This is a genomic window from Synechococcus elongatus PCC 6301, assembly GCF_000010065.1.
Classification (GTDB): domain Bacteria; phylum Cyanobacteriota; class Cyanobacteriia; order Synechococcales; family Synechococcaceae; genus Synechococcus; species Synechococcus elongatus.
In genome coordinates this window covers 1,011,716-1,033,342 of record NC_006576.1, presented here as the reverse complement: position 1 = coordinate 1,033,342, position 21,627 = coordinate 1,011,716, and the positions used below count along the sequence as shown (strand labels likewise).

Annotated in this window: 18 protein-coding genes, 1 tRNA gene and 1 pseudogene; 10 read left to right on the top strand and 10 right to left on the bottom strand. The window is 57.3% G+C overall.

Translation table 11 applies throughout. The features are described from left to right. Positions 1–181: 181 nt before the first annotated feature. Positions 182–253, top strand: a tRNA-Met gene (locus tag SYC_RS04885). Between the two features lie 14 nt (positions 254–267). Here the strand turns inward: SYC_RS04885 and SYC_RS04880 are convergent. The 4 genes from SYC_RS04880 to SYC_RS04860 all read right to left on the bottom strand — a co-directional run bounded on the left by SYC_RS04880 (position 268) and on the right by SYC_RS04860 (position 5,218). Next, positions 268–870 (bottom strand): TetR/AcrR family transcriptional regulator, encoded by a 603-nt coding sequence (locus SYC_RS04880; protein WP_011243236.1) that lies wholly within the window; start codon positions 868–870, stop codon positions 268–270. A gap of 123 nt (positions 871–993) precedes the next feature. Next, positions 994–2,526, bottom strand: a complete 1,533-nt coding sequence (locus tag SYC_RS04875) for a serine/threonine-protein kinase (RefSeq protein WP_011243235.1) — start codon at positions 2,524–2,526, stop codon at positions 994–996. Between the two features lie 786 nt (positions 2,527–3,312). Then, positions 3,313–3,921, bottom strand: a complete 609-nt coding sequence (locus SYC_RS04865; RefSeq protein ID WP_011243234.1) for a hypothetical protein — start codon at positions 3,919–3,921, stop codon at positions 3,313–3,315. A gap of 4 nt (positions 3,922–3,925) precedes the next feature. Then, positions 3,926–5,218: a glucose-1-phosphate adenylyltransferase gene (locus tag SYC_RS04860; protein ID WP_011243233.1), complete on the bottom strand. Its 1,293-nt coding sequence runs from the start codon at positions 5,216–5,218 to the stop codon at positions 3,926–3,928. Positions 5,219–5,416: 198 nt separating this feature from the next. On the opposite strand from SYC_RS04860, the pseudogene rpe reads away from it, so the two are divergent. Beyond that, positions 5,417–6,101: pseudogene (gene rpe, locus SYC_RS04855) on the top strand (ribulose-phosphate 3-epimerase). Positions 6,102–6,178: 77 nt separating this feature from the next. Here rpe and SYC_RS04850 read toward each other — a convergent pair. Then, on the bottom strand, positions 6,179–7,162 hold the full coding sequence (locus tag SYC_RS04850) for a bestrophin family protein (RefSeq protein WP_011243231.1): 984 nt from the start codon (positions 7,160–7,162) through the stop codon (positions 6,179–6,181). Then, positions 7,155–7,835 (bottom strand): leucyl/phenylalanyl-tRNA--protein transferase, encoded by a 681-nt coding sequence (gene aat, locus SYC_RS04845; RefSeq protein WP_011243230.1) that lies wholly within the window; start codon positions 7,833–7,835, stop codon positions 7,155–7,157. Before aat ends, SYC_RS04850 begins: the two co-directional genes overlap by 8 nt. A gap of 13 nt (positions 7,836–7,848) precedes the next feature. Between aat and SYC_RS04840 the strand changes: the two genes are divergently transcribed. From SYC_RS04840 to SYC_RS04820, 5 genes are all read left to right on the top strand, one after another. After that, a complete protein-coding gene (locus tag SYC_RS04840) occupies positions 7,849–8,175 on the top strand; it encodes a hypothetical protein (protein ID WP_011243229.1) in 327 nt (108 codons plus the stop codon). A 131-nt stretch (positions 8,176–8,306) separates the two neighbouring features. After that, positions 8,307–8,768, top strand: coding sequence for a 1,2-dihydroxy-3-keto-5-methylthiopentene dioxygenase (locus SYC_RS04835; protein ID WP_011243228.1), 462 nt, complete (start codon positions 8,307–8,309; stop codon positions 8,766–8,768). An 83-nt stretch (positions 8,769–8,851) separates the two neighbouring features. Then, positions 8,852–10,342, top strand: coding sequence for an NADH-quinone oxidoreductase subunit M (locus SYC_RS04830; protein WP_011243227.1), 1,491 nt, complete (start codon positions 8,852–8,854; stop codon positions 10,340–10,342). A gap of 131 nt (positions 10,343–10,473) precedes the next feature. Beyond that, a complete protein-coding gene (locus SYC_RS04825; RefSeq protein WP_162010022.1) occupies positions 10,474–12,258 on the top strand; it encodes a mechanosensitive ion channel family protein in 1,785 nt (594 codons plus the stop codon). A 36-nt stretch (positions 12,259–12,294) separates the two neighbouring features. Then, a complete protein-coding gene (locus tag SYC_RS04820; protein ID WP_419756854.1) occupies positions 12,295–14,676 on the top strand; it encodes an endonuclease MutS2 in 2,382 nt (793 codons plus the stop codon). A 3-nt stretch (positions 14,677–14,679) separates the two neighbouring features. Here the strand turns inward: SYC_RS04820 and SYC_RS04815 are convergent, their stop codons facing one another. From SYC_RS04815 to SYC_RS04805, 3 genes are all read right to left on the bottom strand, one after another. Further along, on the bottom strand, positions 14,680–15,840 hold the full coding sequence (locus SYC_RS04815) for a citrate synthase (RefSeq protein WP_011377647.1): 1,161 nt from the start codon (positions 15,838–15,840) through the stop codon (positions 14,680–14,682). 134 nt (positions 15,841–15,974) lie between these two features. Continuing rightward, complete coding sequence (gene sixA, locus SYC_RS04810) at positions 15,975–16,463, bottom strand: phosphohistidine phosphatase SixA (protein WP_011243223.1); 489 nt, start codon at positions 16,461–16,463, stop codon at positions 15,975–15,977. 3 nt (positions 16,464–16,466) lie between these two features. Continuing rightward, a complete protein-coding gene (locus SYC_RS04805; protein ID WP_011243222.1) occupies positions 16,467–18,146 on the bottom strand; it encodes a DUF3352 domain-containing protein in 1,680 nt (559 codons plus the stop codon). Between the two features lie 160 nt (positions 18,147–18,306). On the opposite strand from SYC_RS04805, the gene SYC_RS04800 reads away from it, so the two are divergent. Continuing rightward, a complete protein-coding gene (locus SYC_RS04800; protein WP_011243221.1) occupies positions 18,307–18,651 on the top strand; it encodes a rhodanese-like domain-containing protein in 345 nt (114 codons plus the stop codon). Positions 18,652–18,708: 57 nt separating this feature from the next. Further along, on the top strand, positions 18,709–19,770 hold the full coding sequence (gene hrcA / locus SYC_RS04795) for a heat-inducible transcriptional repressor HrcA (RefSeq protein WP_011243220.1): 1,062 nt from the start codon (positions 18,709–18,711) through the stop codon (positions 19,768–19,770). 11 nt (positions 19,771–19,781) lie between these two features. On the opposite strand, the gene SYC_RS04790 is transcribed toward hrcA, so the two are convergent. Then, the gene (locus tag SYC_RS04790; RefSeq protein ID WP_011243219.1) at positions 19,782–20,159 is read right to left on the bottom strand and encodes a hypothetical protein; all 378 of its coding nucleotides are present in this window, start codon (positions 20,157–20,159) and stop codon (positions 19,782–19,784) included. Positions 20,160–20,290: 131 nt separating this feature from the next. Here SYC_RS04790 and ahcY point away from each other — a divergent pair, with 131 nt between their 5' ends. Then, positions 20,291–21,571, top strand: coding sequence for an adenosylhomocysteinase (gene ahcY, locus SYC_RS04785; RefSeq protein ID WP_011243218.1), 1,281 nt, complete (start codon positions 20,291–20,293; stop codon positions 21,569–21,571). The last annotated feature ends 56 nt before the right edge of the window (positions 21,572–21,627 follow it).

The window sequence follows — 21,627 nt, the reverse complement described above, 5'->3', positions numbered from 1 at the left end:
GAGGCGGGCGGTCGATCGAGAAGCTTGTAGCTAGTTAAGGGCAATTCAGGCGAGATTTAACGCCGCCGCTGAGGAGAGTGAGAGGGGCAGGGGGTTACTCTGTCCAACTTGAAAATCACGCATTGGCAGTAGCTGTTAAGTTTGCTACACTAGCTAACGCTTGTTCAAACAAGCAATTTATGGCTCAGTAGCTCAGCGGTAGAGCAGGGGACTCATAAGCCCTTGGTCGCGTGTTCAAATCACGCCTGAGCCATTCTTCAAACTCGCTCAAGTCGACAAGACGAGGCCGTGTTCAATGACTTCGGCCAGACAGGCGATTTGCGCCTCTGAATCTCCGTCGGGCAGCGGACTTAGCGGCAGCATTTCCACCAGCAGGAAGAGGTTAAGCAGCAGTCGCGCTAGGGGGCGGCAGGGAAGATTGCGGTACAGTCCTTGGGCGATCGCGGTTTGGCAGAATGCTTCGAGCACTTCCTCCATCGTCGTCAGAATTTCAACCTCAAATAGCGATCGCAGCTCTGGATGAAATTGCAGTTCCAGCATGCAGATTCGCAACAGCTCTCGGTGCTGGACAGACGCCTGCCAATGGTGCTGCAGCCAGCTGCCTAGGGCACGGCGATCGCTCAGCCCACTCAGCTCATCCAACAGGTCTTCGAGTAACTGTCGCCAGCCTTGGCGCATCAAAGCAATCAAGATCGCTTTTTTGGCTGCAAAGTGCCGAAATAGCGTCCCCTCAGCCACCCCTGCTGCCTGAGCCAAATCACGCGTCGTTGTCGCTTCATAGCCTTGGGCCGCAAAGAGATGCTGGGCGGCTTCGAGGATCCGTTTGCGCGTAGCCACCTCAGAAGGCGACGGAATTGGTGCAATCGCCATACAGACTTCTCCCAGGCTGTCACCGCTATTGTGGGCGCGGAGTATTGGCGATCGGCCAGAGATATTAGAAGGATTTCCAAATTGCGGCGGTTTAGGCCAGCTAACGTTGCCACTGCAACGATTTCACTGCGGACGAATGGACCCCGTGCTGCCCTGTAGTAGGGCTTCGAGTCCAGGACGCTTACGCTCAAATTCCAGCTGCAGATGTTCGCGACTATTGCTGGCAGACCCCTGCCGAGGGAGTTGACTGGCCTGGAGAATCCACTGCCGAATTTGATCGGCTTGGTGTTCGTCAATTTTGAGGTCTAAAACGTAGGCACAGCGCTGGGGGTGCTCGAGGGCAAAAAAGAGAATGCGATAGTGTCGTTGGAGAGCGATCGCCTGCAGTAATTCCTGATTGCTCTGCTGTTGGAGTTCTAAAAAGTTTTTCAGCCAGCGCAGGCGTTGGTCGCGATTGCCCTGGATAGCGGTGACCCAAAGCAGCATCGGTCTTGGGACTAAGGTGCAGAAGAAGGTGCGATAGGTTCGCAAGTAGAGGCGGTTAAGGCGCCAGCGGTCGATATCTGCTGCGGGGAACATCGCCCAAAGACTGGGTACTGCCAGTTTGCCTGCCCGAATCATTTGAGGAAAGACAATTTGGGCGCAGGGTTTGTCGGCAGGCCAGCTTTGGAGGCGACAGAGGGCTTCGGCCGAAACGGTGGGCTCTGTCTCTGTGTCTGGAGGTGCAGTGGGCAACTTCTGAAGGTAGCTTTCTAGTCGATCGCTGAAGGTGTCGGCCAGTTGATAGCGCTCTTCGAGAGGGGCTAGTACCCGAACAAGCTCGGCTGCTGTCTGGGGGCGATCGCTGCGATCGCGGGCTAGGCAATTCTCGATCATCCGCTGCAGTGATCGCGGCAGGCTAAGGAAGGGGGCGACTTCCTTTAGGGGCCGTACGGGATGATTGTGCGCTTCAATCCAGCTGTTGAGGTTCATGAGGGTTTCCGCTTGCACCGGCAGTTGACCCGTCAACATTTGGTACATCACCACGCCTAAGCTGTAGATGTCCGTGCGGGGGTCGAGCTCCTGGCGATTGAGCTGCTCAGGGGAGGCGTAGGAGAGGGTGCCGAGGAAGGCTTGTTTCTCTGTCTCGCCAACCTCTTGCCAGCGTTGGGCAATCCCAAAATCCAACAACTTAATTTCGCCAGTCGTCGTGATGAAGATGTTACTGGGCTTGATATCGCGGTGAATGATTGGGATCCGTTGCCCGTGGCTCTCGACGCCGTAGTGCGCCTGCACTAAACTCTCGGCAACCGCCAAGGTAATTTTCAAAAATTGGGCCAGAGGAAGCGAGCCGCGCAGCAGAAGATCCTTGAGCGTTTCGCCCTCGAGGTACTCCATGACGAAGTACGGCTGCTGCTCTGCTAATCCATAGTCTGTGACCCGCACGATCGTGGTGCTGGTTTGACTGAGCTGGGCACAGATGCGGGCTTCCTCAGCAAAGCGTTCTTGCTGGCGAGGGTCGGCGATGCTCCGACTCAGGAGTTTGATGGCAACGATGCCTTCAAGGACGATATGGCGGGCTTGGTAGACGCGCCCCATTGCTCCTTGTCCGATCAGGGCCAAGAGTTGATAGCGCTGGTCGAGCAGGCGTCCCAAGTTGGGATCTGCAGTAGCCATGAAGTCAGTCCTGTCCCGATTGTCGCTGGTGAGCTTGGCTACCCGAAACAGAGCTGTAGCAAGATAAATTCAGCGACGGCGTAAAACGCTCTGTTGCCTAGTCATTCCCAGAAGTGTGGCAGCCAACGATTTCTGGATGGCCGAGTGGTCGCCGAACTGTTTGAACAGCTCAAGATGGTTAGCCAGTAGATCTATCATTACCTGTTTGAATGCTGTCGCGTGTTCGATTCGCACCATTGTCTGGTCATTATTTTTAATCGTGTTCCAGTCAGGAGAAGCAGCTAAAACCTCGGTTGCAATTTTTGCAGCGATCGCGCAGCGAGAGACCAAGCAGACTGCAACAGGCTGATTTGGCAGACAGTTGTTCTACCCCCACTGCCGTCGTAATTAAGGGCGTCCAATTGCCCTAAGACAGTTGTCGTCTTTCGAAGTCTAGTTAACATTAGGGGCGATTCTTTGTTTCCACTGAGTGGAAGCAAACGGTATCAAGGTTGCAGGCAGACTCAAGGTCTAGATTGCTTCACAGCTTGTGTGGCTATATTTATTATCTTCATTATTGATGGTAGTTGTGGGTGGATTTAAGATGGAAAAGTAACAGATAAATGTCGTCTTTAAGGGCGATCTAGATCGTATCGTTTTTAATTCCTAGGTCGGCATTTATTAATCAACCTCGATACAATATTTTTTTGTAAAAACTTCTAGATAAATGACTCAAGTCTCATTGAAAGTCTGGGGTGTTGCCTCCCCAGTCAATTCAAGATTACGCAAGGCCTCGCATCGCCTCTTCTATTTTGTTTGAAGGGGACCTAACGTGTTGCGCCAAGCTAGTTCTCGACAGAGCATCTCAAGAGCGCGTTGCTCGCGGGGGGCAAACAGTTGGAGATCAGCCAGCTCTTGCAAGACTTGTTGGGTGAGGTGGCTGGCAAAGCTACCGGCATAGCGCAGTAAGAGACTGTAGTAGCGAAATTGCGGTTGGCCGTTGCAATCGCGGTGAAAGGCAGCAATTTCTGCTTCGCTGAGGCAGTAGACAGGGGTATTGACCGGCACGATCGCGCGAGGAATGCCCTGTTCGCCGTAGCGATCGCCGCCCTCTGTTTCCGCTAAGCTGCCGATCAAAACCGTGGAGAGCAGCGTGCGGGTTTCATTGATTAAATCAGGCGTGAATAGTGGGTCGGGCCCACTTGAAAGACGCGGCCCGTTGTTCAGAAAGAGGGGATTAAACAACTGCGAGTTGTAGACCACTCCGATCGCCCAATGGCGATCGCCTTCCAAACGAACAAAGCTGCCAAATCCATAGCTCTCGGCGGCTGGTGGATTGGAGACATCCATGTCGTCATCCACTTGGACAACGTAGTCACAGTGCGAGTTGGATTTGACAACTTTGCCGAGGCGCATGGTGTTAGATCACCGTGTTGTCGGGAATAACCGCCCCTTTGACCACAACGACAATGCCGCTGCGGATCATAAAGCCCAGATCTTCGCGATCGGCCTCTTCCACATGGTCTTTGTTGACGATCTGAACGTTCTGGCCAATGTGGGCATTTTTGTCGACGATGGCGCGACGGATGGTGCTGCCACTGCCGATTCCCATCGGCACTTTGCCATTGGCCCGATTCTGGTGCCGTAGCTCCGAGGTTTCGTAGAAGTCAGCGCCCATCAACAAGGCGTCCTGGATCACGCAGTCGGCCTCAATGCGGGAGCGAATCCCTAAGACGGAATTCTGAACGGTGCATTGCTTGAGAATGCAGCCCTCGCCAATGATCGACTGGGTCACCTGGCAATCGAGCAGCTTGGTTGGCGGCAGGTAGCGAGCGCGGGTGTAAATCGGCGCCTGCTCGTCGTAGAAGCTGAAGGGTGGGCTAGGTTGCTGAGTCAGCGCCAGATTGGCCTCGTAGAATGAGGCGATCGTGCCGATGTCTTCCCAGTAGTCGTTGAACAGAAAGGCTTGGGTGTTGTAGCGGGTGGCTGCAGCGGGAATCACTTCCTTGCCAAAGTCGGTTTGCTCGGGATGATGGCTGAGCAAATCGATCAGAACATCCCGCTTGAAGACGTAGATGCCCATCGAGGCAATGAAGGGCTGGGCAGCAGCAGCGACAGGGTCAAGCCCGAGGATCGTGGTATCGACTTGCATCGCCCTGAGTTCATCCCCTTTGGGCTTTTCGCTGAACTCGACCACCCGGCCGCTGCCATCTAGCTTCATCAGGCCAAAATCAGAGGCGCGCTTTTCATCGATCGGCAAGACCGAGAGTGTGATGTCGGCATTGGTGTCTCGGTGCCGCTGAATGAACTGGCTATAGTCCATGCGGTAGAGATGATCCCCCGACAGGATCAGGTACTCATCCACATCCCACTCTTTGATTAGCCAGAGATACTGGCGAACCGCATCGGCGGTGCCTTGGAACCAGTTGGGGTTCTCCGGCGTAATCTGAGCTGCTAGCACCTCAACAAAGCCATTGCCAAAGCCGCTGGAGAGGTTGTAGGTCTGACTGAGGTGGCGGTTGAGCGAGGCAGAGTTAAACTGCGTCAGCACATAGATTTTGTTGATGTCAGCGTTGATGCAATTGCTGACGGGAATATCGATCAAGCGGTATTTGCCCGCCAGGGGGACCGCTGGTTTGGCGCGCTGTTTGGTTAGTGGATAGAGACGACTGCCTGCGCCTCCACCGAGAATGATCGCCAGCACGTTTTTCACAATCAATCTCCCCCAAGTCAAGCGGCGCTGAGACCCAGTGTCTGCCGGTGAGTCAGTCTTGGCAAGCAAACTGTGCCTTTGCGATTTCTTACCCTACGCAGCTCCGGGATCGATCGGAGGTAACCAAGGCTACGGACAATGGCGCGGGCACCAGCTGTTGGTAAACTGAGGAGCGATCGCCGCCTCAGTCCAAAGGCTATGACGCAAAAATCCGTTGTTATTGCTCCGTCCATTCCTGTCAGCGGATTTCAGCCGCTTGGGCGACGATGTCCGCGCTGTTGACCAGGCTGGCGCTGACTGGATTCACGTCGATGTGATGGATGGTCGCTTCGTCCCTAACATCACCATTGGACCGCTGATCGTTGAAGCGCTGCGCCCGGTGACCCAAAAGCCGTTGGACGTCCACTTGATGATCGTCGAGCCGGAAAAATATGTGCCGGATTTCGCGAAAGCAGGGGCTGACATCATCTCGGTCCAAGCAGAAGCTTGCCCCCACCTGCACCGCAACTTGGCTCAGATCAAAGACCTCGGCAAGCAAGCAGGCGTCGTCCTCAACCCCTCTACCCCAGTCGAAACCCTGGAATACGTGCTGGAGTTGTGCGACCTGATTTTGATCATGAGCGTCAACCCTGGCTTCGGTGGTCAGAGTTTCATCCCAGCTGTCCTGCCGAAAATCCGTAAGCTGCGCGCCATGTGCGATGAGCGTGGCCTTGATCCTTGGATTGAAGTCGATGGCGGCTTGAAAGCCAATAACACTTGGCAGGTGCTGGAAGCCGGTGCTAACGCAATTGTGGCGGGCTCGGCAGTCTTCAACGCGCCGGACTATGCTGAAGCGATCGCGGCGATTCGCAACAGCAAGCGTCCTGAACTTGTCACTGCTTAGGCTTCTCGCTCAACGCTCAGTGGAGCAATCTGAATCTTGCAGCCCTTCAGTGGATCAGTCTGCTGAGGGGTTTTGCTTTAGGATGGGCGATCGCGAGTAGGGACACGGATCGCTGGTAGCAGAGGCTCAGCCGTTGTCGAGACGGGCTGCGACTCGGGTTGCGATCGCTCAATGGCGCCGTCCGGCAAAAAAGGCTGGAGGTTACTACGCAGAGTGTTGCAAAACTGCTCGAGGCGCAGGTCATTGGCATCCATCCCAAAAGGATTTTCGATTTCATGACCGATCGCCTCAATCCCCAGCAGCGCAAAGCTGATAATTCCCACGACTAAGGGCATGCGCCAGCCCAAACTCCCCACTAATTGCAGGGGCATAGTGAAGCAGTAGATCAGCATCAGTTGCTTGAGGTGAACGCTGTAAGCCAAAGGCATGGGAGTGTTGCGGATGCGTTCACAGCCTCCAAGACAGTCGATCAGGCCGTTTAACAGTCGCTTTTGTTCGTTGAGCTGATAGACCGCTAGACCGCGCTGAAGTTGCTGTTGTAGGTAGCGGTCGATCCATAATGCGACTTCTAAGACGGGATGGGGCGATCGCAGGAGTTTTTGATAGTCAGCGGGACTGACGAGATCATTCAGTTCCTCGGCTTCAAGGGGCTGGCGCCGTAACCACTGCTTCATGACGATGCTGAGCGCTACTAGCCAGCCTGTTGCCTGACGAAGTTGCTGTTCGGCATCGCGATCGCCGTGGGGAATTTCAACCCACATCAGCCGCGCTAAATTCCGGGTCTGATTAATTTGGTTGCCCCAAATGCGTCGGCCTTCCCAAAAACGCTCGTAGGCAGTGTTGGTGCGAAAGACCAGCAGCAAACCTAGGACAATATTGGGAATGAGGCTACTCAGTGCAGGCAAATCCAACGAGAGGATGTTGGAGTGCACCCAAGCCACAACCACCCCAAACAGACTGCTGTAAATCACGTGCGGCAGGATAATCGGCACTACCGAGCCGCGCAAACGTAGGGAGCTGCGAATCCAACTGTAGGTTTCGTTGTGAGGGGGTTCAGCCATGGTCAGATGCTGCGGAGGAGTGGGGCTGGCTGGCGAAGCGATCGCCGGTGGGGGTGACCAACTTTGCGGGTCGAGCGATCGCGGTCTGAATTTGCGCGGAATACTGCCGATCGCTGACGCAAAAACTGCCAAAGCGTTCAAGGTGCGGGTTGGTCAGCTGTACATCAAACACCTGCCAGCCTCCCTGCTGCAGGGCTTGAACGAGCGTCGCAAGTGCGGCTTTCGAGGCTTCCGGCTCGTGGTAAAACATCGACTCGCCGATAAATAAGGAGCCAATCGCAACTCCAAGGATGCCGCCCACCAAGCGATCGCCCTGCCAAGCTTCCCAGCTCAAAGCCCAGCCGTACCGCTGTAGCTGTTGGTAAATCTCTGCTAGCTCGTCAGAAATCCAAGTGCTGGGGCGATCGGCACAGCCAGCAATCGTGCCCAAAAAATCCCGGCTGATCGCGAACTCAAACCGCTGTTGGTTTAGCACCCGCCGCAGCGATCGTGGATAGCGAAAGCGATTGTCCAAGGGGATCAGGCAGCGATCGCGACTGCGATACCAGCCCAAATCACTGCTATCCTCATCCGCCATCAAGAACCAGCCGCGGGCGTAGGAATCAATCACCGTTGCGATTTCTGACGGTGTCACAGTCTGGCAGAAGTCCATCGCTATAGTTGTGGCAATCATCGCCGATTCTTGGGTGCTTGTTGTTGTGACTGAGCCTCTAGCCCCCATTACGCTTCCGCCTGCCCAAGATGCAACGGCAGAAGGACAATGGCTTTGTGCTGCACTGCAGGACTGGTTGGACCACGAATTCATTCCCGAAGCGGTGAATTCGGATATTGCGCGACGCGTTGCCCAGATCTATGAGCGGCAACGTTTGGAGGGCGAGACGGATGTCGGCTGCCTGTTGCTGGCCATCCTGCTAGAAATGCGAGGTTTTGATTTTTCCCAGAGTTTTTTTAGTGAATTTGCAGTGGCGAATGCCGTGAGTGAGCTGCTGCTGCGCCAGCTGGGTATCCCCTAGTACCAAAAGGGGTTGGCATAATTAGGGGGTTGAGCGAACCGGGTTTTGATGACCGTCCTAACGATCTATCGCGAAGATCTGCCTGAACAGCCTTTGACCCAAGCCACGGACGGCGGGCTGAAATTGCAGCCTTGCTTGCTCAACAAGGACTGCGGTTTGAACGCTGGCCGGCTCAGGTGGAGTTGGCTGATGATGCGACGCCGGAGCAGATTTTGGCGGCCTATGCGACGGAAGTCGATCGCGTCAAAACCGAAGGCGGTTACATCACCGTTGATGCGGTTAGCCTGCGCCCCGATCATCCCGATCGCGCTGCTCTTCGCCAGAAGTTTTTGGCAGAACACATCCATAGCGAAGACGAAGTTCGCTTTTTTGTTGCAGGACAAGGCTTGTTCTCGCTGCACCTAGGCGATCACGTCTATGCCCTACTCTGCACCCAAAATGACTGGATCAGCGTTCCGGCTGGAACGCGCCACTGGTTTGATATGGGCAGTCAGCCCTACTTCACGGCTCTGCGTTTCTTTAACAATCCCGAAGGCTGGGTCGCTCAGTTTACCGGCAGCGACATCGCCAGTCAGTTCCCGCTCCTGCCCTGAATTCTGGCAGTGAACGCGACAACTTTATACTGAGTCTTGCCCTTGCTTGCTGAGGGCGGGTGTCAACTAGAGGCGATCGCACGATGCTCAGTGCCCTGATTTGGCTGCCGATCGTGGCAGCAACCGTGCTGCTCTGCTGGCCAGGAACGCTCAGTGCAGCCTGGGCGCAGCGGTCTGCGGCGATTGCGGCTGGGGCGGCGTTGGCGATCGCGATCGCACCCTTCTTCCAGTTCGATCCCCAAATCCACGACTGGCAGCTCTTAGAACAACTGCCTTGGATTGAGCAATTAGGGCTGGGCTATCGCCTCGGGGTCGATGGTCTATCACTGCCTTTGGTGGGGTTGAATGCCCTCCTAACCTTCCTGATCATTGCGGGACTCGAGCGTCAAGAACAGCGATCGCGCCTGTATCACGGCCTGATGTTGTTGCTCAGCGGTGCGGTGTCTGGGGCGTTTCTGGCGCAAGACCTACTACTGTTCTTCGTCTTCTACGAAGTGGAGCTGATTCCGCTCTACCTGTTGATCTCGATTTGGGGCGGAGCCCGTCGCGGCTATGCAGCCACGAAATTCCTGATCTACACGGCCTTGTCGGGTGCACTGCTGCTGATTGGTTTCTTGGCCCTGACGATTCTCAGTGGGGCGGGTAGCTTTGCCTATAACCCCAATCTGGCGGCGGTCTTACCTATTGCCCAGCAGGTGACGCTGTTAGTGCTGATTCTGGTTGCCTTCGGGATCAAAACCCCGATCGTGCCTTTCCACACTTGGTTGCCTGATGCCCACGTCGAAGCCTCGACGCCTGTCTCAATGATGCTGGCGGGGGTTCTGCTCAAACTCGGCACCTATGGCATCTTGCGCTTTGGCCTGGGGTTGTTCCCCCAAGTGTGGCCGATTGTGGCTCCCTGGTTGGCGGGGCTGGCGGTGGTCAGCACCCTCTACGGCTCTCTGAGTGCGATCGTGCAGCAGGACATGAAAAAGATGGTGGCCTACAGCTCCATCGGTCACATGGGTTATATCTTGCTGGCAGCCGCAGCCACGACACCTCTCAGTTTGCTGGGAGCAGTTTGCCAAATGATCAGCCACGGCTTGATTTCGGCCCTGCTCTTTTTGGAGGTCGGATTTGTCTATAGCCGAACGGGGACTCGCGATCTGAGGGTTCTACAGGGGTTGCTGACGCCTGAACGGGGTTTACCCATTGTTGGCAGTTTGATGATTTTGGCGGTGATGGCCAGTGGTGGTTTGCCCGGAATGGTTGGCTTCATCGCAGAATTTATGATTTTCCGAGGCAGCTTCTCGACCTTTACGGTGCAGACGTTGTTCTGCATGGTGGGTACGGGCCTGACCTCGGTGTACTTCTTATTGCTGTCAATCGTGCCTTCTTTGGGCGGCTCCCTGATCAAATGGAAACCCTGCCAAATGTGGGCCCTGCGTGAGCACATCCCTGCCTTGATGCTCGCGACTCTGATTGTGATTTTTGGCGTTCAGCCCCAGTGGCTGGTGGTTTGGACAGAACCGGCCACCGCTGCCCTCGGCAATCTAGCCGTGATTGCGAGTCGGGCCTTGGATGCTCTGACCTAGCGTTTTGATAACGCATCACCCGACCAATCAAGTTCGCTGAATCAAGCATTGGACTCGGTCATGATCGCGACCGACGCTGCAGGTTTCGCAAATCCCCTTGCAGAATGGAGTCTGTTTTGCGAGGGAGAACGGTGGGTTTGCAGGGCTATCCCCATCGCGGGAGACGACGGATTCGCTGGGCAGGGCTGTGGGTGCTGGGTTTGTTGCTCGCGATCGCTTGGCCATCGGCTGCTCAAGTGGCACCAGCTCTGCCAACCCCAGCTAGCAATCCCCCAGCGCAAGTCAAACGTTTTGGCAATGTCGAGGTTGCGCCTGTACGCCTGCCCCTCCTGCAGACGCCGCTTCTAGAGGTGACGGCTCCGACGGTCTATGATCGCAGCGATCCCGCTCAGCAGCAGGCCAGTGTCGAGCAACGCGCCACGCAGATCAGTGCGAACCTCCGGCGGGCGCTCGATCGCTTTCAAGAAGCCAAGACGATTCAGGTTGTCGTCTCTCAGCTGAACGGTGAACCGATTTTGCTGTTGAGTGATGGGCGATCGCAACCGATTCGCTTGGTGACTGTTACCAGTCTTGATGCGGACTACAACGGTCTAAGTCAAGCCGAACTGGCGGAGCAATGGCGATCGCAAATTCAGGCGGAAATTGAGCGATCGCGCCAGATCCTCTCGCCGCGCAACTGGCTGGCCACGTTAGGCGCTGTGGCTCGCATCCTTTGTTTGGCTGCGATCGCTTCTCTCTTGTTTTGGTGGGTGCAACGGGAACTCAACTATCGAGCAGCGCAACTCGAAGCACAGCAACGGGTTCCCGCTGCTGTCCCAGAGCCATCCACGCAGGAGGCGGAAGCCGAACCCTTGGCCCTGCTCCAGCAGCGATCGCACCTGTTGAATCGCCTCCGACCTGTCAGTGTGCTAGACGCAAAACTGAGTTGGAATCGCTGGTTTCGCTGGCTCTTGTTTTGGCTACTGATCGCGCTCTGGTATTGGGCCAGCTTTCAGATCATTACCGTTACGCCGGTGCTCGACCAGTTTCGCGACGAATGGCTGAATGTCCCGATTCGCTTGATTGGCCTCTGGTTTGCCGGCGGTGTGGCCATTCGCATTGCCCATTTACTGATTGAGCGATCGGCCAAAGCCTGGGAGCGCAGTGCTCTCTTAGCCGTAGAGGGCGATCGCCGCCGCAGTGAGCTGCGAGTGACCACGATCGTGCGGGCGTCCAAAGGCCTAGCGACTGCACTGGTAGCCTTTGCTGTCCTGCTAGCGGTCCTCAATACTCTAGGCTTACCAGCCAGCTCGGTTCTGGCAGGAAGCGCCATTTTGGGTTTGGCGATCTCCTTTGGCTCCCAGAGTTTGGTCAAGGATTTGGTCAACGGCTGCCTGATTTTGGTGGAAGACCAATTCGCAGTTGGCGATGTAATTAATGTCAACGGTCAGGGGGGCCTCGTCGAAACCCTCAACCTGCGAGTCACCCAAATTCGTGATGCGGAAGGTGGTTTGATCACCATTCCCAACAGCACGATTTCTCAAGTCCGCAACCTCTCGCGCACTTGGTCGCGGGTCGATTTCAACCTAGAAGTGGGTTGGGAGAATGATGTCGATCAGGTTTTGGCCTGTCTAACGCACGTGGTAGAGAACCTCTACGCGGATCCGGAATGGCAAGCCCTGATCTGTGAACCGCCAGAGGTGTTGGGGGTCGATGCGATCGCCCACCAAGGTGTGCTGATCAAGATTTGGATCAAAACCCAGCCATTGATGCAGTGGAAAGTCGGACGGGAATTGCGGCGGCGCGTGCATCACGCCTTGCAAGCAGAAGGCATCAGTATTGGTCGCCCGCAACAGCTGGTCTACTGGCCGGAGTTAGAAGGGCAGCCCCAACCGGAAGGGGGCGATCGCCGCAGGCCGCCACTGACAAAGCTCTAGAATTTGTCGGTACCCCTCCCGTTGCTTGTGGCTCCTTTGCTCCCCGTTGAACAGGAAGCGCTCGAATTGCTGGAATGGCCGCTGCTCTGCCAGCAGGTGGCTAGCTTTGCAGCCACGGCCTTGGCCCGACGAGCAGCGCGATCGCTGCCGTTGGCCAGCAGCCAAGCGGAGAGTGAATACTTGTTATCCCAGACTGCAGAAGCCCAAGCGTTGGAGTTGACACTACCCCAAGGTCTGCCCTTTGCGGGGGTCTTTGATATTGGCGAAGCCCTCGCCCGCGTGGAACGACAGGCGGTTCTCAGCGGCGAGGAGCTGCTGCAAATCGCCTCAACCCTCGCGGCGATGCGGCAATTGCGCCGACTGATCGATGCGGCAGAAGCGGCCCCCACCCTGCAAGCGATCGTTGCTGATCTACGCACCTATCCCGAGCTGGAGCAGCAGATTCATTTCTGCATTGAGGACTCGGGGGAAGTTGCCGATCGCGCCAGCGACGCACTGCTAGGGATTCGCCAGCAGCAGCGCCAAGTGCGCAGCCAAATTCTCGATCGCCTCAATCGTCTGCTGCGCAACCAGTCCAATCTCTTTCAGGAGCTGGTGATCAGCCGCCGCAGCGATCGCTATGTGCTGCCGGTGAAGGCGGGGCAGAAAGAGGCAGTGCCTGGCATCGTCCACGACAGCTCTAGCAGTGGCTCCACGCTCTACATCGAGCCGCGCGGTGTGATTGAACTGAATAACCAACTACGTCAGCTCCAACGACGAGAAGAAGTGGAGTGTGAGGCAGTGCGGCGGCGCTTGAGTGAGGCGATCGCATCTGTCAGTGGGGATCTCGAAACGCTGCTAGCGATCGCGACAACATTGGATCTGGCGGTGGCGCGGGCCCGCTACGGCCTGCATCTCGAAGCGAATCGACCGCGCTTTACGGCTAGCAGCGAGTCGATTTGTCTGCGTCAGCTGCGCCATCCCCTGCTGCTCTGGCAACAGCGCCAAGATCCCGATCGCTCAGTGGTGCCGGTCAGTTTCCAGTTGCAGCCCTCGCTGAAGGTGGTGGCGATCACGGGGCCGAATACCGGCGGTAAAACCGTGACGCTCAAAAGCCTTGGGCTGGCGGGCTTGATGGCGCGCGCCGGTCTGTTTGTCCCCGCCCGAGAGCCGGTGGATCTGCCTTGGTTTGAGCGCATCCTCACCGATATTGGCGATGAGCAGTCCCTGCAGCAAAGCCTTTCAACCTTTTCGGGTCACATTCGTCGCATTGGCCGAATTCTAGAAGCGTTGCCGGTCGCGGGAGCTAGCCTCGTCCTGCTCGATGAAGTGGGAGCGGGCACCGATCCCTCAGAGGGCAGTGCGCTGGCGATCGCGCTGTTGCGCTACTTGGCCGATCACGCGACTCTGACGATCGCTACGACGCATTACGGCGAATTGAAGGCCCTGAAATATCAGGACGATCGCTTCGAAAATGCCTCGGTAGAATTTGACGATCGCACCCTCTCTCCGACCTATCGCTTGCTCTGGGGCATCCCCGGGCGATCGAATGCGCTGATCATTGCCGAGCGACTGGGACTATCACCAGCAGTCGTAGCTGAGGCGCGATCGCAACTGGAAGGGGGCCGCGATCGCGATGTAGATGCCGTGATCGCAGGGCTGGAAGCGCAACGGCGCGATCAAGAAGAGAAGGCTGCCGCCGCTGCTCAGTTGTTGCAACAGACTGAAAAGCTACACGCCGAACTACAAGCCAAGACAGCCGAATTGCGGGAGCGAGAGCAAGGCTTGCGCCAGCAGCAAGAAGTGGCGATCCAGTCGGAAATTGAGCAGGCACGACAGCGGGTTGCCAAGGTGGTGCGGCGTCTGCAGCAGGGACCGAAAGCGACAAAAGCAGAACGAGCACGGCAGGCCAGTGAAACCCTCAAGTCGCTGTCACAACCAGCCGTGACGGTCGTTGCCCCACCGCCTGGTTTCCAGCCGCAGTTGGGCGATCGCCTGCGGATTCCGCGCTTGGGTAAGGTCGGCGAAATCCTTGCGATCGCGCCGGATCGTCAGGAGTTAACGGTGCGTTGCGGCATCCTCAAGCTGACGGTCAGCTACGGCGATGTGGAGTCATTGCAGGGCGAAAAGGTAGAACTGCCCCCGCCCCCGCCTAAGTCAACAACTCCGCCGCCCCCGCCCAAAGATGCGCCGGCGATTCGCACCGATCGCAATACCTTCGATGTACGCGGCAGTCGTGTTTCGGAAGCCGAAGTGGTGCTGGAAGATGCGCTGCGTCAAGCGATTGGACCGATCTGGATCATCCATGGCCATGGCACTGGCAAACTGCGGCAAGGCGTGCAGCAGTTCCTACGCGAGCATCCACTTGTCGCGAAGTTTGAAGCTGCCGATCAAGCTGACGGGGGCAACGGCGTTACTATCGCCTATCCCAAGACCTAAGCCTCAATCAGATTCGATCGCCAAATCCCGATCGGCGATCGGGGTGTAGTCGAGGTTGTGGCTGCCCGTGTAGATCTGAGTGGGGCGGAAGATCCGATTTTCGTTCAGCTGCTCTTTCCAGTGGGCGAGCCAGCCCGCAACCCGCGCGATCGCAAACACCGGTGTGAATAGATCGCTAGGAATACCGAGCTTGCGATAGACCAAGCCGGAGTAGAAATCGACGTTGGGGTAAATGCCCTTGTGGCTGAGTCGCTCGGCTGCTGCCTTTTCGACTGCGACCGCGATTTCGTAGTAGGGATCATGGCCGAAGATATCGAACAGTTGCTCGGCCAGATTTTGCAGAATGACTGCCCGCGGATCCTTGACTTTGTAGACACGGTGCCCAAAGCCCATAATGCGCGTTTTGGTGGCAATGCAGTGGTCGAGGTAGGGCTCAACATTCTCGACGGAACCGATCGCCTCCAGCATGTCCAGCACTTCTTCATTGGCGCCGCCATGGAGGGGGCCAGCCAAGGTGCCAACGGCAGAAGCAACGACAGCGTAGGGATCGGTCAGGGTCGAAGCTGTGACCATCGCCGAGAAGGTCGAGGCGTTGATCGTATGTTCGGCGTGCAGGGTGAGGCAAATATCAAAAATCCGAGCTGCGACTGGATCGGGCTCGCGCTCCGTCAGCATGTAGAGAAAGTTGGCGGCGTAGTCCAGTTCATCGCGGGGCTGAATTGGGTCGTTACCCTTGCGGATCAGCTGGAAGGCAGCCACCATCGTCGGAATTTTGGCTAGCAAACGCACAACGGCCGCCCGAATGTATTCGGGATCATCCAAGGCGCGCCGCGAATAGAACAACCCGAGGGCTGCGGCGCTCGCCTGCAGGGCATCCATAGGATGGCCGCTATCGGGGAAGCATTTCATCATGTCCCGGATGCGGAACTTGATGCGGCGGTGGTAGCGAATTTCGTGCTCGAACTCGGTCAATTCCTGCTGAGTTGGTAGATGGCCCCAAATCAACAGGTAGGCGGTTTCCAGAAAACTGCTCTGTTGCGCCAGTTGCTCGATGCTGATGCCGCGATACTCTAGGACGCCGCGCTGGCCATCGACAAAGCTAATGCTCGAGAGTGTGGCGGGCACGCCTTCTAGGCCAGGCCGAAACTCGCTGACGGCAGTCATAGCAATCCTGGGCTTCCCCATGCAGTCTTTCTTCCGAATACCCTATCAGTCTGGCTGGTGCATCTTCGTCGCAACAGGCACGAAACCTGATGGTGGGTCTGCCGCGCGTCTTTCGCCAATTTGATCAGGTGCCCCTAAAGGAGAAGGCGCGGGGGGGTTAGCCAGAAGAGGGATCCGGCTCCGATCGCAGGGCGATCGCCTGGGAATTGCAGACCGATCAGACCGGCTTTCTTGAGAACGAGCTTGTCCTGGGCAGATCCCCAGACCAGCTGTTCCGCCCAGACCCCTAGATCGGGTTCATGGCCCACGATCGCCCAGCGCTGATCAGCCGAGATGGCGGGCGGTAAGCGCCGGAGCCAAGCGGTCAGACTGCCTTCGGGCGCTAATTCTGGGGCGATCGCGATTTGGGAAGCCAGCCCCTCTTGTTGAAGGATGACGGCGGTTTGGTGGGCGCGGACTAGGGGACTGGTTTGCAGAACATCGAAATGCAGACCGAGAGACAGCAGTCGCTGGGCAACTCGTTGACTGCGGCGTTCTCCCGTGGCTGTCAGGGGGCGCCGGTCATCATCCGCGTAGGTGCCCCGTTCGGCGGCGATGCCATGGCGGATCAGATAGAGTTCCATCGCCTAGCTCCGCAACAGCAGTTCGATTGAGAGTCGCTGCAGGTCAGTGCTGTCTTCGGGAGGGGTAGGACTGGCGATCGCGATCGCCTGCACGTGCTCCAACAGGGGTTGCAAGGGCAGGGCAATCAGCTGCAAGACAGGCCAGCGTTGCGTCAGCGGTAGGGCACTGGCCTGCCAGTCAAGGTAGAGGACACCTTGATTGGGTTGGGGTAGTTGGCGCTGGGCTTGGCGGAAGTCAGGATTTGTCGTCAGGGAATCGCGGCCTTCGAGTGCTGTCGCAAGGCGATCGAGGGAGGTGGCAAACACTTCAAAATCACCATCGCGACCATGGCCACCCCGTACTGTGGCTTGAATCTGGAGATTGCGGCGTTTGCTGCCGGTGCGCAGTTGCGTCCAAGCCGTGATCTCGTGGCCATCGAGGTCGATGTTGGTCGGCGTGTAGCCGCGATCGCTGGCGATCGCATCCAACTGTTCGATGCCGTTGCTAGCGGCAGTCTGACGGCGATCGACCGCAAAAATCCAGTCATCGCCGCTCTGTCCAAGGGCATAGTCGCCGTCGATCCAGTCGATGATCTCCGTCTGCAGATTCAACCCGAGCTGTTGCTGAACTGTGGCGAGCAGTTGTTGCTGAAGTTCCTGCCAAGCGGGATAGTCGCCAAATCGTTGTTGCAGCTCCTGCCAGACCCCTGCGAGGTTCTGGGAGCCAAGAGCGAAGCGGCTGTCTGCGGGTAAATAGCGCAGGGCCGCCGAAGGGCGATCGCTTTTCGTAAAGGTGCTACTGGGCAGCGGTTCCTTGGCGATCAAAGCGGTGTCAGCCAGGATGCCAGCCTTATTCAGTGCCAGCGACAGCGTCAGACCCTGGAATTGGTTGCGGCGATCGCTCTCCTCGCTCTTGCGGCTGAGTCCCTTTTCATTCAGCCAGTCGCCGAGGTTATCGAGATCGGCATAGAGCAGACCCAAGCGGCGTGGTTGCAGACTCTGGAGCGCACGTTGGTAGGACTCGGACTGCTGCAGGTTCAAATCTGGAACTTGGGCGTTGTTGATCGCCTCGCGCAGCACCTTGGGATCATTGGCGGCCAGCAGGAAGCGATCGCCAAAGACGGCAGTTGCCAAGGGCTTGACCCGTCGCCCGACCAAAGCGGAGTCGCCGTAGATCAGCTTGACGCCCTTGTAGGTTTCAAAAACGAGCTGCGTGCCAGTAGCGGCACGATCTTGCCAGAAGCGTTGTAGGGCCTGCCGCGCCAGTTCACCGTCTGCGGTCGAGAAGGCGACCAGATAGCCGGGTTGACGGCCATTGCTGCTGTCGCGATCGCGATCGAGGCTGGTGACAGCAAAGGTGACTTCGTCGCCCAACCAAGGAGCAATATCGTTAGCAAAATCGACCTTAAAGCCCGTCAGCAAAGCCTCTTGAAGCTGTTGCCATTCCTGATCGACCTGCGATCGCTGGCGCGTCGGTGTCACCACCTGACTCAGGGCCTGCAAGCGTTGCGGTGCCACTAGCAGCGAGGTCATCAACGGCGCTTGCTTCGGGACGAACACGGCTGCGGCCGGTTCGCTGATGCGGCTGCCATTGAGTAGACGCAGAGGACTCCCATTCCACAGCCAAACAAAGAGCCCTAGCCCACTGACCAGCAGGCTAAGAGCAACGGCTGTGAGCGCCAAGTAGAAGGTACGCAGCTTCATAGGGTCGGCGGCGGCAGGTCGCCCTCAATTATTTCAGACGGACTCCGGCTTCTCGGTAAACTACGACGAGTGCTAGCGCTTCGTTACCGAACGTCAATCGCCGCTGGTCAGGCGATCGCGCTGGCTTTTGTCCCCCTTTTGGATCGCTCCTGAGCAAGCCATGGCTGACTTCACTGAAATCGATCCCCAGACCTTTGCGGAGCGTCAGGCTGCTCAACCCGCGCCGGACTGGCAACTGATTGATGTGCGTGAGCCGGCAGAAGTGGAGTTGGCATCGCTGCCAGGATTCCGCGTCTATTCCCTCAGCCGCTCAGCAGAATGGGTCGATCGCATTGGCCAAGAACTCGATCGCAGCAAGGAAACGATCGTGCTCTGCCACCACGGCATGCGATCGGCGCAGATGTGTCAGTGGTTGCTAACCCAAGGCTTTGAGCATGTCGTTAACCTACGGGGAGGCATTGATGCCTACAGTCGACTAGTCGATGCGCAGGTACCGCTCTACTAAATGGGTAACTGATTAGCGTTTTATAACCTCGTCTGCGTTCTTCTGCAATCGCTCTTCATGCTTGTGTCTCGGCTTACGGCCCGCCAACAAACGATTCTCAGTGCCACGGTGCGCCACTATGTGCGGACGGCGGAGCCGGTCGGGTCTAAGGCATTAGCGGAACAGTACGGTCTCAGCGTCAGTGCGGCGACGATTCGTAATGCTATGGGGGTGTTGGAGCGCGCAGGCTTGCTCTATCAACCCCACACCTCGGCGGGTCGGGTTCCCTCTGAGGGCGGCTATCGCCTCTACGTCGATCAGCTAATGGAGCCCGATCGCGCTCTGCAACGTCAGACGGAGCAACAACTCAGTCAACAACTGCCCGATCGCCGTCAGAGCCTCGAAGCGCTGCTACGCGGGGCTGCCCAAATTCTGGCGAGCCTCAGCGGCTATCTCAGCCTAATCACCTTTCCACTGGGCTTGGAATTCCAAGTGCGGCATCTGCAATTGGTGGCGATCGCGCCGCATCAGGTGTTGCTGATTGTTGTCAATGACAGCTACGAAACCCAGTCGGCATTGCTGACCCTGCCAGAACTGGATCGGGATCTGGAGGCCGATCAACTCGATCGCCAATTGCTATTGCTCAGCAATTTTCTCAATCAAGAACTGCAAGGGCGATCGCTGCAGGCTTTAGCGAATCTGGATTGGCCTGTTTTGGGATCGGAGCTGCAAAGTCTGGCGGGAATTCTGCAGCAGGGCTTGCAAGATCTGGAAAAGCGCTGGCAACCAACCCCAGCGACCTCCCTGCTGGTCTGTGGCCTAGCGGACTTGTTGCGCCAGCCAGAATTCAACGAGCTGCAACAGGTACAGGCGCTGTTGGAGTTGCTGGAAGGTGAACAGACGCAGTTGCTGCCCTTGATGCTGGCGGATCCTGCGGCTGATCAGGTGCGGGTGCGGATTGGCTCCGAGCTGCCTCTAGCACCGATTCGCAGCTGTAGCTTGGTGTCGGCCTTCTACTGTCGGGAGCAGCAGCCAGTCGGCAGTGTCAGTTTGATCGGCCCGACCCGCATGCTCTACGAAAATGCAGTAGCAGCGGTGGAAGCCACCGCCAGCTACCTGAGTGAGGCGATCGCCTCCTAGGCTGCGAGAGACTACTGCAATTTTTCCGCGAGTGGATCGCAAAAGCGCTCAATCCCCAGCGATCGCACCCAAAGGGCAACGGGGAGACGCAATAGCTCTGGGCAACCGCTCTCTTCTGAGGCAGCAAGCAAGGGGCGCAGATCGTGATCACTCAGAGGTTGCTGCGTGGCAATCCTTGTACAAAGCTGGGCGCGATAGCGTTTGGCTAGACCCTCCAACCAGCGATCGCTCGTGTTGGGCTCCAATCCGGCCTGCAAGGCGAGGTTAATTGCGGCATCCTCGATCGCCCCATCACAGTCGGCAATTTCCTGCAGGGCGCGCACAGCGGCAGGCCAATCGGCGAGCTGAGATTGGAGGTCTGTAATCGCTTGCAGATCGAGAATCAGCATGGCAACGCCTCTAACTGCTCCGATTCTGGCAGCTCTGCCTAGCCCGCGGAAACCGAGCTGATAAGGTGTAAGGGATATTGAGATCTTGGCCCCCGCGCCGAGCGTCGCCGCGCACTAGGATTGCATGACGTATGACCGCAGCAACGATCGCCCCCATCAGTTACGAAGTCAAAGATTTGAGCCTTGCTCCGTTGGGTAAGCAACGGATTGAATGGGCGGCTCGGGAAATGCCCGTCATCCGCCTGATCCGCGATCGCTTCGCGGCTGAAAAGCCTTTGGCTGGCATTCGGCTGGTCGCCTGCTGCCACGTCACCACGGAAACCGCCAACTTGGCGATCGCCCTCAAGGCTGGTGGTGCTGATGCAATCTTGATCGCCAGCAACCCGCTCTCCACTCAAGATGATGTGGCGGCGGGCTTGGTGGCGGACTACGGTATTCCCCTCTTCGCAATCAAAGGGGAAGACAACGAGACTTACCACCGCCACGTGCAAATCGCCCTCGATCACAAGCCCCAGGTGATCATCGACGATGGCTGTGATGTGGTGGCGACCCTCGTCCAAGAGCGGCCGCAGCAACTGCCGGACGTGATTGGTACCACAGAAGAAACGACGACGGGAATTGTGCGCCTGCGTGCCATGCTGCGCGATGGCGTGCTGACCTTCCCGGCCATGAACGTCAATGATGCCGAAACCAAGCATTTCTTTGACAACCGCTACGGCACTGGTCAATCGACCCTCGACGGCATCATTCGCGCTACCAACATCTTGCTGGCGGGCAAAACGATCGTGGTGGCAGGCTACGGCTGGTGCGGCAAAGGCACAGCCATGCGGGCTGCCGGCATGGGGGCCAATGTGATCGTCACCGAAATCGATCCGGTCAAAGCGATCGAAGCGGTGATGGATGGATTCCGTGTGCTGCCGATGGCCGAAGCAGCACCCCTGGGCGATCTGTTTGTGACCGTTACCGGCAACAAACATGTGATCCGCACCGAGCATTTCGCTGCCATGAAAGACGGCGCGATCGTCTGCAACAGCGGTCACTTTGACATCGAAATCGATATCGCTGGTCTGAAAACCCTGTCCAGTGAAGTGCGCACCGTGCGTCCGTTCACCGAGGAATATCGCCTTGCCTCGGGCAAGTCGGTGATCGTCTTGGGCGAAGGCCGCTTGGTCAACCTAGCTGCTGCTGAAGGCCACCCCAGCGCAGTCATGGACATGAGCTTTGCCAACCAAGCGCTGGCCGTTGAGCATTTGGTGACCAACCGCGGTCGGTTGGAGCCGGGCATTCATTCGATTCCAGAAGACCTCGATCGCCAGATCGCCACCCTGAAACTGCAGGCGATGGGCATCGTTATCGATAGCCTCACGGAGGATCAAACGGCTTACATCAACTCCTGGACCTCGGGCACCTAGACTGAGTGCGGCGTCTGTTTAAGCCTTTGGCCATCTAATCGGGGGAAACATCGTGG